The organism is Oxynema mangrovii CENA135, from assembly GCF_016632315.1.
GTDB classification, from domain to species: Bacteria; Cyanobacteriota; Cyanobacteriia; order Cyanobacteriales; family Laspinemataceae; genus Oxynema; species Oxynema aestuarii.
In genome coordinates this window covers 238,164-248,892 of sequence record NZ_JAEOXH010000003.1, presented here as the reverse complement: position 1 = coordinate 248,892, position 10,729 = coordinate 238,164, and the positions used below count along the sequence as shown (strand labels likewise).

8 protein-coding genes and 1 CRISPR repeat array are annotated in these 10,729 nt (G+C 46.4%); of the genes, 2 read left to right on the top strand and 6 right to left on the bottom strand.

The window, feature by feature from the left end; translation table 11 throughout:
* Positions 1-309: transposase (locus JJD41_RS20825; RefSeq protein WP_234489035.1), on the top strand; the 309-nt coding region annotated here is incomplete at its 5' end.
* A gap of 125 nt (positions 310-434) precedes the next feature.
* A CRISPR array of direct repeats spans positions 435-1,874; the repeat unit is 37 nt; unit sequence GCGATCGACCTTCATTAGAAGGAAAAGGTGCTGAAAC.
* Positions 1,875-1,944: 70 nt separating this feature from the next.
* Complete coding sequence (locus tag JJD41_RS20820) at positions 1,945-2,259, top strand: nucleotidyltransferase family protein (RefSeq protein ID WP_200669437.1); 315 nt, start codon at positions 1,945-1,947, stop codon at positions 2,257-2,259.
* A gap of 198 nt (positions 2,260-2,457) precedes the next feature.
* Here JJD41_RS20820 and JJD41_RS20815 read toward each other — a convergent pair whose 3' ends face one another.
* From JJD41_RS20815 to JJD41_RS20790, 6 genes are all read right to left on the bottom strand, one after another.
* Positions 2,458-2,946 carry a hypothetical protein gene (locus JJD41_RS20815; protein WP_200669436.1) on the bottom strand — a complete coding sequence of 163 codons (489 nt, stop codon included), beginning with the start codon at positions 2,944-2,946 and terminating at the stop codon, positions 2,458-2,460.
* A gap of 9 nt (positions 2,947-2,955) precedes the next feature.
* The gene (locus JJD41_RS20810; protein WP_200669435.1) at positions 2,956-3,783 is read right to left on the bottom strand and encodes an RAMP superfamily CRISPR-associated protein; all 828 of its coding nucleotides are present in this window, start codon (positions 3,781-3,783) and stop codon (positions 2,956-2,958) included.
* A complete protein-coding gene (locus JJD41_RS20805; protein WP_200669434.1) occupies positions 3,773-4,816 on the bottom strand; it encodes a hypothetical protein in 1,044 nt (347 codons plus the stop codon). The genes JJD41_RS20810 and JJD41_RS20805 overlap by 11 nt, the downstream gene beginning before the upstream one ends.
* A 3-nt stretch (positions 4,817-4,819) precedes the next feature.
* On the bottom strand, positions 4,820-7,069 hold the full coding sequence (locus JJD41_RS20800; RefSeq protein ID WP_200669433.1) for a type III-B CRISPR-associated protein Cas10/Cmr2: 2,250 nt from the start codon (positions 7,067-7,069) through the stop codon (positions 4,820-4,822).
* A complete protein-coding gene (locus tag JJD41_RS20795) occupies positions 7,070-8,551 on the bottom strand; it encodes a hypothetical protein (protein ID WP_200669432.1) in 1,482 nt (493 codons plus the stop codon). It abuts the gene before it with no gap.
* Between the two features lie 67 nt (positions 8,552-8,618).
* The gene (locus JJD41_RS20790) at positions 8,619-10,529 is read right to left on the bottom strand and encodes an AAA family ATPase (RefSeq protein ID WP_200669431.1); all 1,911 of its coding nucleotides are present in this window, start codon (positions 10,527-10,529) and stop codon (positions 8,619-8,621) included.
* Positions 10,530-10,729 lie beyond the last annotated feature (200 nt).

Below are 10,729 nucleotides of genomic sequence, written 5' to 3'. Positions count from 1 at the left end.
CTAGTCGGTGCCGAGCGGTTGCTACCATCAGTGGAAGTCCAGGCACTGCTAGCGGATAAAGCTTACGATGCCGACGAACGAGTCAGACAACCGTTGCACGAGCGAGGGATTGAAGTCGTCATTCCCTCGAAAAAGAATCGAAAACAAGCCCACGATTACGATCGATTCTTGTATCAAACCCGACATCTGGTGGAAAACTTCTTTGCCAAGCTCAAACAGTATCGAGGGATTGCCACTCGTTATGACAAGCGCTCGGTGAACTTCCTGGGTGGCATTTACCTGGCTGCATCCGTGATTTGGCTGGCTTAAATGTCCGCAGGCGCTTTCCTCCACATTTGGTCACTTTTGTCAACCTACATAATTGATGACACGCCCTAGAAGGAAAAGGTGCTGAAACGCAAAAATATCGATTGCTTCCATATTGATTGAGTTTTGCGATCGACCTTCATTAGAAGGAAAAGGTGCTGAAACCCCCGGTATTTATCGTTGTCACCGCCAACAACGTCGAAGCGATCGACCTTCATTAGAAGGAAAAGGTGCTGAAACATATCGACAATTTCGTCGAGAGAGAGGGTTTTGTGGGCGATCGACCTTCATTAGAAGGAAAAGGTGCTGAAACTAGTAAGGGATGTTTCTGGTAATAGGATATGTCTTTAATTTGCGATCGACCTTCATTAGAAGGAAAAGGTGCTGAAACAACCCAGCCCTTCAAGAAATGTGCCGTCAAAGTTGGTACGCGATCGACCTTCATTAGAAGGAAAAGGTGCTGAAACTTTACCCCCCGATGCGATATTGCACATGTCCCTCAGCGATCGACCTTCATTAGAAGGAAAAGGTGCTGAAACAATTTTGCGGAATAAATCCACGATTTGGCGGTGCGCGATCGACCTTCATTAGAAGGAAAAGGTGCTGAAACTTTGGGTGTAATACTCCACATCTCTGTCCTTTTTCTCGCGATCGACCTTCATTAGAAGGAAAAGGTGCTGAAACTTTCCGCAATCGCTTCGATCACGAAGTCGTTGTACGCGATCGACCTTCATTAGAAGGAAAAGGTGCTGAAACTCGACGATCTTGAAATACTCTTCTAACTTCGTAATTTTCTTGCGATCGACCTTCATTAGAAGGAAAAGGTGCTGAAACATCTCCCTTGGGAATGCGGGGAAGTCCAAGTACTTCTTTCGCGATCGACCTTCATTAGAAGGAAAAGGTGCTGAAACTCTTCTTACCCGAGGCAATCTTTTTGCCGAAATCGACGACGGCGATCGACCTTCATTAGAAGGAAAAGGTGCTGAAACACAGAAATCGAGCAAAAGACATGGCGTAAGCGCGATCGCGATCGACCTTCATTAGAAGGAAAAGGTGCTGAAACTTGCAGTCAATTGGAGGTTGCTGACGAGCTGCTCAAAGCGATCGACCTTCATTAGAAGGAAAAGGTGCTGAAACATCTCTCGACACGAGGATCGCCAGAATTGCCTCGCCGATCGACCTTCATTAGAAGGAAAAGGTGCTGAAACCCTTCTTTCGATGCTGCCGGATATCGACTTGCGATCGACCTTCATTAGAAGGAAAAGGTGCTGAAACAGCCCGAATTCCATCCCTCAGTGCGGACTTGACTGGCGATCGACCTTCATTAGAAGGAAAAGGTGCTGAAACATGACTGAGATTGAATCCATGATTTAAGAGCTTTAAGCGATCGACCTTCATTAGAAGGAAAAGGTGCTGAAACATTGATTAGGGGGAGAACATCATGTTCAAATTACTTAAGCGATCGACCTTCATTAGAAGGAAAAGGTGCTGAAACTTACGCCTTACTTACGAACTCCACCATCTAATATGGGCGATCGACCTTCATTAGAAGGAAAAGGTGCTGAAACTTCCTGTTGATGAATAAAATAAAAGAAGGTAAAAAAGCAGCAGCTTTCTTAATCTTACAGACAATACAGCATGACCATCATCTCCAGGCAGTCTAAAATTCAAATTCCTCAAGCGGCGATCGCTCAAATTTGCCAGGATTACCATATCCGCAAACTCGCCCTTTTCGGTTCGATTCTGCGTGATGATTTTCGTCCGGATAGCGATATCGATATTCTGGTTGAATTCCAACCGGGAAAAACACCGGGTTTTGGTTTCATCGACATCCAAGACCGTCTCAGCAACTTACTCGGACGGACTGTGGATTTGAATACTCCCCAAGACCTCAGTCGCTATTTTCGCGATCGCGTGGTTTCTGAAGCTGAGGTGATTTATGGTGAACGCTGATGCAGTACGACTACAACACATGATTGATGCTGCCTTTAGCCTGCGAAGGCAGGCTTTGTTCGTATAGCCGCACCCTTCCAGGGTGTCCGGTTTTTAAAACCTTTGAGAACTCAATCCAACAAAAAAACGATCGCATTTTCCTCACCCCGGAAAAACTGCGATCGCTTTCTTCAATTTTCCAATAACAACCATCAAACCTTACACCGTTTTCCCACTCTCCCGCGCATCTTTAAACCGCATCGTCCAAAACTGAACAGTATGAGCAATCTCCATCAATAAATCCGTCAGTAACACCTGCTGATTGAAGTTTAACCCATTTGAATAATTTGAATCTTCTGAACCATGTAGTCTTTCCTGAAATTCGGCTGTACTCATGTCATAGTTAATCCCCAATTCAGTCCCGACAATTTTACAGAGAACCTCTCGCGCTACACTCCAAGAAAAATACCAAGGAAGTTTATCAGCATCATCCGTTGGATCGGGCATTTTGCCGTTTTTTAAAACCTGGGATCGCGACATTGCCCAAAACCTTTCCAATCCCCAACTAGCAACATAATCGGCAATTTCACTGGCTGCACCTTGCCAATCATCTAAATGTTCATCTCCCCGCTTGTCATCAATTCCCTTCTTAAGCAACCGAAATACTTCCCGATCTAACTCATAAAACTCTACAGGCTCTACAGGCATTTTATCTTCCTATCCTCCAATCTGAGTAATTAAAATTCGCCCGTAACCCACACTCCACAATCCTCCCAAATAATGCTCCGATCGCAAAAAAGCCTTCCATTTCTCTAACTCTTGCACTTTCTGAGCATCGCGAATTGTCCAACTGGTCATAAACACCGCCCCCGGAGGCAACCCTTCTACCGCAAACAGATGTTTGACCAAACTGTTATCTTTATCCGGTTTGTCCTTTTCCTTCTTTTCCTTCTTTTCGTCCTCTAAATCCTTTAAGTCCTTTAAACTAACTCGCGGTTGCCGAACCAATCCCATATCCACGATTAACTTGATACTATTGCTGGGAACGATAATGCAGCGATCCGGGGGAACCTCTGAGGGTGCGGGCAAACTCAGAGAACAGGTTTGGATTTTCGTTAACTTCAACCAGCGCAGAAAAACAGTTTTGCCGTTTAATTGAGCGTCGGTGGCGTAGATATTTCCCTCGGTCAAATTCAGCAGATTTTGCTGAGATAATTGCTGATAGCGATTCAACCAAGCGGGACAACTCACCCACCAACTGCCATACCCCAAAACGTGAATCGGCCACCACACGGGCCATCCCCACCCCAAGGCGATATAACCGGGGGAGATATTGTCATCTTTGCCGCCAAACCAATTACTCACATACCCTTGATACTCGGAACTGCGTTCGGCACCTTCGCGCAAGGCACCCCGGAGGGAACTGCCGGGGATAGCGGGAGTGCGATCGCTCAGACGGTAAATGGGATTATTATTCCCCCGAGAACTGCTATCCGCACCGCCAATATGCACGGGTTCGCGACAAATCAACCATTCAATTGCCATTGTTTGTGTTCTCCTCAAATAACCATAAATGTCCGTAACCCAGACAGTGGCGATGGTACCGATCCGGCAAGGGTGCGGATGTTTCTAAGGGCGCTTCCCCCTCCCACAGGTAAACTGCCCCTGCAGGGGTCAACCATTCCCCAGGGGTCAACACTTGCACCTTGCGTTCGGGGTTGTGGCGATCGCGCACGGATTTCCACGATTGCCAAGGAATTCCCACCTCTGCCGCATATCCGGCGATCGGCACTTGGGGAGGATAGGGAACCGAGAGAAAATTTTCCTCCTCATACCACAATGCGCCAGTTAACAACACCGCCCCAGTTCCCTGAAAACTCTCCGCTTTCCCCTCCAACCAATCAACGGTAAGATCCTCTTCGTCTTCCCGTTTAATGCTCACCGGGGTTGCCCCAGCACCAATACAACTCCAAGGTGGATTGGGGAGTCGTTTCTGCCAGTCATAGTTGCCGATAATTTTCACCAAAATCGACCAACCCGGATCCATTAAAGTGGTTTTTTCAGCAAAAAACCCGCCCTCATCTTTCACCTGAAACTCTTCGCGACTGTTGTGACTCAGGGTGAGTTTTTGCCAGGGAAACTCTTGCAAATCAGGTTCTTTTCGCGATCCGTCTCGCCACAATTGCTTGAGGGTAATCCCGGAAATCAGATAGCGACCCCCCACCACCTCGATTGAGGCATCTCGATGTTGAGATTGCACCTGCCAGCGATTGTCCTCCCACACCATCCGAAAAATCTCTGGGGGAATCTTCTGTTTCTTCTTCTTTTGGGGCGATCGCTCTAACTCATAAACAGGCAATGGCAGAATCACATAAATTGTTCCGGGGTTCGACAAATACCAAAATGGCCCGCACAAGGTGCAATCTGTGGGCAAGTTCAAACAAGCGGCCAATTGATGACCGTTTGGCGGCCACCGACAGTCCACTTGACCGCTATTTTGTCCCACTGGCGTGAGATTCCCGATCGCTACCGTTCCCGCAGGAGATATCGAATACCAACTTTGTTCTAATTCACTCATGGGTTAGTTCCCCCCAACTCGTTCGACCCATTTTTCCCGTTCCCGTTGTTGTCGCGCCAGAAATCCCATGACGCCGATCCAACCAATCCACCAAGACCAGTTTCCCAATTCATCGTCAAACTCATCATATTCAACGACAGTTTCGATCGCTTCCCATGTGAGAGAAATGCCCACGCTGGCCCACAGAGTTTCGATTAAATCCGGAACTGTATCAACATCAGATTGCTGCAATCGATTGCTTTCCATATAGAACAGCAGTTTTTCCCAGCGATTTAACTCGGTTTTCTCCTCAGTTGTGAGTCGCACGTGCATCAGCAGTTCCCACAAGCGCCAAGGACAAACCCAGTCCAAGGATTGACCGCTATTGAACAGCACTTTGATACAGACGCGATCGCGCCCTTGATTTTTCGCTTCTTTATACGCTTCGGTTAACCCCCGATGCCATAAAGATTGTGGAATTCGCCGTTGGGCAATCACCACCCCCAAGCTAAAATCCATCTGCTGTCCCGGAACCGGATAAATCTCCGATTCCCGTTGCACCCACCCATCCACTGGCGGGTCTAAGGGTTGGGTCAAAGGTGAGAGTTGACCCCGCCACAACCGATATAAATTGCTAGTGAGGGAAACGGCTTCCGTGAGTGGCCCCAACAACAGAAAATCATCCCCACCTGCAAAGATAACTTTGGCGTTGTGGTGTCGTTCTGCCAAGGGATACAGCAGTTGATTCCAGCATCCAAATAACACGGACAAATCCAGAACGTGAGGCAAGTCCAGTTGTCGGGTGGCGTTGGCGGGGAGAGTCGGCGGGTCGATGTTTAACTGATGTTGGTCGATCGCATCTTGATTCGGATGCCATCGCGACCACTGCAATTTTAAGGTTTGATACTGTTTCCCAGACAGCCATTTTCCCATATTGTCGCCATCGCCGCGCCATCCCACCGTCCATTCGATGGGACTTTCCCACCCTTGACTGAGATCTTCCCAGTCTTTAATAATCTTTTTCTCGTCGTCTGTATCTTTTTTTTCTTGAGGCACTCTTTCCTTGAGGTAGCGCCGTTCGAGGATGCGTGGATAAGCGAAATGAGGGGGATTTTTACCATCGACTTTAGGCATTCCCCACCGGAAATTAGGTTTTTCATCTAGGCAACATTGGTATAAAGTGTCTAGAGTATCGTTCCACGTCTCGGCATCGATGCGATCGACCACCCAAGCGGCGGCGACAGTAGCGCGATCGGGGAATTGGCCCCAAGGACAGGGAGGCGGTGTTCTGCCCCACAACAGTTGTAAAGTGGGTTCGATAATTTCCGGAACCGAGGCCAACCGACGGACGAATTCGATACTATTGAGGCGATCGTCACTATCCACCAATCCAGAGAGGCGATCTCGACTTTCATTCGCCGCCCGCAACCACCATTCTTTCAACTGAGAATCGGGCAATCCCCAAGTCCCCCCGTCATGGATCGGTTTGAGTCCCGGATGCCAAATTGACAAATGTCCGGCGCTAGGACTGGTACGACCTCCCCACCAAGTTGCTTGCCACTGGCGACCAATTTTACGCGATTCGATCCGTTCGTGCAAGTGTTTGATATCTTGACTGACCGTTTCTAGGGAAAGGGGTGTGCTTTCGGTATAAACTGACCAGAGATATGCGTTATCCCGGTGAATGACTTGCCATCCTTGACCGTTGAGTAAATGGGGACTGTAGCGTTGGGAAACTTCTTCTTCCAATGCCTCCAGAAATTTACCCCATTCTTCGGTGATAATGGGATTAAAATCGGTTAACCAACTTTCATTTTGCGGATGCAATCCGGTGATGACATTGGGGAGTTCTGCTTGCCAAAAGCGATCGCGATCGAAGGGTTCATCACGCAACCAATTGAGTAATGGGGAAGACCGATGCAAGGGTAACAACACTTGCCCCTGACGTTCTTCCCACCGATAAATTGCCACAGCAGTGAGATAATGGCATAACCAAGAAGCAACCGCCCAATCGCGCAATCGTTCTCCGCCGCCGAGAAATTCTTGAACCGGGCCAAATGAGAGGACGCCCAGGTGAGTTAATTCCGGGTTGGAAGCTGCTGCAACTTGCCGACAAGCTTCGCGAGATGCACCGCCTCCCCACCAAAACTGCGATTTTAAATAAGCACTTGTTTGCCATTCTCCACTGACTGGATGAATGGATATCTCTGGGGAAGCATGCGGCAGATTTTGATAAATCTGCTGTTGTTGAATCAGCCAATCTTCTACATTCATTTACAGATTTTCCTCAATGTATCGAACAATTTGACTATAGCGATCGGCTCGTTCTTTCACTTCATCTTTCAATCCAGCTAGGTCGATAATATCGTGGAGATAGTCAACGGCAACTTGCGCGGGATGTTTTTCGTCGTCAGTGACGCTTCCCAGTTCTAGGGTTCGTTCGTTTAATTCTTTATCAATGATATCTCCTAATAAACTGTGATAGAGTTCATTTCTGAGATTGGTGAATCCTCCTACGTTGATATTTTCGTTAATTTGCCAGTTATTACAATAAAATTTCTTGAAACTACTCCATTTCTCGCTCTTCTGTATTTTGGTTGCTTTAACGAAGAGATCGGGGTCGTCATCTTTTTCTTTTCGGAGTTTTATTTTTCCTTTGCTGAGTAAAGAACAAACAATTTTTACAATTCCTAATGAACCTACTGATTCTACGTTTCCTGCTTTGCAAATCAAGTTTCTGCCTTCCCATTCATAATCGCCATTTCCCTGTTGTTCGACTAACAGCATAATGACTAACTCAAACGCCCCAGCAACGCGCAAATACCAGTGCATCCACTGACTGCGATCGCGAAATGCCGTCTCACTCCAAACTGCGATCGCCACTCGTTCGATAATTCCCTCTCGTCCCGTCAAACTACGTCCTGTTAAATTCAAAGAAACCGCGCGATCGAGTTCTTGTAACTTCGTCTCAATTTCCTCTATACTGTGCGGATGACTTTGAAGAATTTGCAAAGCGCCGCTAAAATCCTGAATTTTCAATAACTCCCGGATTTGGGGAACTTTCAGATGCCATTGCCAGTGCGTCCCCGAATGGGGTTCGCATACTAACTGTTGTTCGGAAATATAAACAAAATCAATCTGTTTCCGGGTTAATTTGCGCTCAATTCCCCACAAATACAAGGCACCATTCAAAGCTGGCGTGCCACTACTATGCTGCACCGTTATTTTTTCAACGGGGATAGATTCTCCCTGCTGCGGCTGAAAAAATATCCCATTTTCTTCAAATCGAATCAAACTCGCAAAAAACCGTTCTATGGTTTGCGCCATTCCATCCCAATCCGCCACCCCATTTTCCACCGATGGATCAATTGTCAGCGTAACTAAAGAGTGCTGAATGTCATGAGTTTCGCACCATTTTCCCAAAATTTTTTGCCACCAAATGCCATCTAAAGCCACAACTTGATTCCACCCTTCTCCGGTCTCATTGCGCTGGGATTGCCATTGCCGTTGATCCGTGAGCAAAAAGCAAAATAAAGGCGGACTAGAGCTTTCAGCTTGAACGATGGGCGACTCAGAAAGCTTTTTAATCAACGGAAAATTAACGCGATCGATGTCCTCAATTAACTCTTCCTCATTGATTGCTGCTTTTTCTTCAATATCCTCCAAACAATAGCTGTTGCTCAGGGTATTACAACCTGGAGCGCCATCTACCTGAATGTCGCTATTGCCTAGAACTTGCACGATTAAGGTAGTCACTTTTATTTTTAGCCTCAAATTGAATAACTGTTCGTGACCAGGAGGTCAAACGCTCTCTTGTATTTAATTAGGGTGGAGGCGATCGCATTATGCGCTGCCATCCTTGCTCTAAGTCTCGCAAACTCTCATTCAAAAGTTTTTTAAACAAAGAAGGTGGTTTCGGCGGATGTAGCAATCGATCGCTCACCTTCTTCAAGCGATCGCTATATTCATCGTCCTTAGAAATCGCCAAATTGGAGAGTAAATTATTTTGCTCCTCAAGCAGTTGAGCGTAGATCTCCAATCGCCTGTCAATTTGACACCATTTGCGAATTTGTTCGGCGAGTTTTTCCGGTTCTGCCGACCAATTTTGTCGAGCCAAATCATTTCGAGCTTCTAGATCGAATAAATCTGGCTGGTTGTGTAACAGTTGCAAAAAGCCTTCAATTGTTTTCTGTGCGGCAGTAGGTGGAGAAATCTTCGCTCGCAATTCGGCTTTATAATTTTTATGAACCTTTGCATGAAGCTTAACTCGCTTTTCTAGAATGGCCAGTTTCCTAACCACCCGAGGATCCGATTGACTTTGACACCAACGAGCGATCGCCTCCCACAATTCCCTCGGATCGTTGGGTTCGCAATCGATCGATTCCGCCAACCGTTCGCGATCGCCCCACGACAACCACTCGCGATCGCCCCACGACAACCATGCCGGATCTCGCTCTAGTAATAAGCAAAACGCTTCTAACTTCCGTCGAGCGCGGCGATCGCCAACCCACCGTCGCCCCTCCCGAATCCCCCAAACCGCGAAACCAAACAATAAAGCGGCCAAAAAGCTCAGAGATATGGCAACTGTCACGGGATGCAAGGTATTAAAAGGTGTCGGAATCCATCCCACCGTCACCTCGCCGTTATTGCTACCTGCAGTGAGTAACCCGGCACTAGAGGCAAAAATCGCAGCACCTCCCAACCCTCCACTGATGATATAGGCCAAGTCTTGCAACTCGCGATCGCGCTTGGCCTGGGCCTCATCTTTGCTCCTTAATTCCTGCAAGTATTGCTGTTCTCGTTGTTTTTCTAGTTGGGTTTGTCGTTCTTTCTCTTCTTGACGTTCGCGTTCCCGTTGTTTTTCCGCCACTTCCAGCCGCCGTAAAGATTGGGAGTTCAAATATTCTTGCATTTCATGAACTTCATCATGAACTTCACGATAAAGTTGCTCTAATTGCAAGACTTCTTGCCACTTGCGATAACAACGGTGATAGTTGTCCCGTTGCATAACTTGAGTAAAATATCCTCGGGCGGTAAACAAGAAGAGGCGATCGCGAATCCGTTCAAATTCTTGCAATCTTTGCTCTTCAGCCGCTAGCCAAAAATTGGCTACCTGCTGTGATAATGACATCAGAGCAAATCGTTGGTACTGAGCTAATAAAAATAAGAGAAAATACTGGCTTTTTAAGTGCTGGGGTAATGTTTCTTTAAAAAATACTTCTTCCGGACTATCGATCGCTAAAAAAGTACCTCCCTCCAGGGTGAAAATAAACCAATGGTTTCTCGCATACGCCAACCAAGGTTGAGGGTTAGGATCTAAGTGTTCTGGTGCCGGATATTCCCCCTGATTTGAATTAAAAAAATGTTGCAATTTATAGAGTAAGTGAAACTGATTAATTTCTGACTGAGGTAAATCGTTTACATACAAGCATCCAAATGGGATTAGGCGATCGGGTACAAAAATATCATCCCACCAAATCTCGCGGCTAACCGTTTGTAATAAGGCCATAACCACAGCTTTAAAAACACTGCGATCGCAATTCGCATTACCTAATTTTTTTGGAAAATAATCTTCATCTCCTTTATCCGTCTTCTTGTAGGCTTTCACCTCCGTTCCTTGTCTAGGAACTAAAAAACGAAAGAAGTGCAAAAAATCAAGCCAATCGAGCAGAATATTACCGATCGGTTGCACTTGTACTCTTAAAAACCCTACACCTCCATTAAATAAAATCATTGATACGCCATCAACACCCCTCCCCTTTTTATTCCTTTTTTTATTGCCTTTCTGACCCCAATAAAAATCAATTTTTTTCTTCTTTAAATAAAGTTTCCATTGAGCATCTAATCCGAAATGAGAGCAGATCCGATTATCATTAGACAGTTTCCAGGATTTAGCTGTTGCTTTTTCTGTGTTTGAAGGATTTAGATAATTGG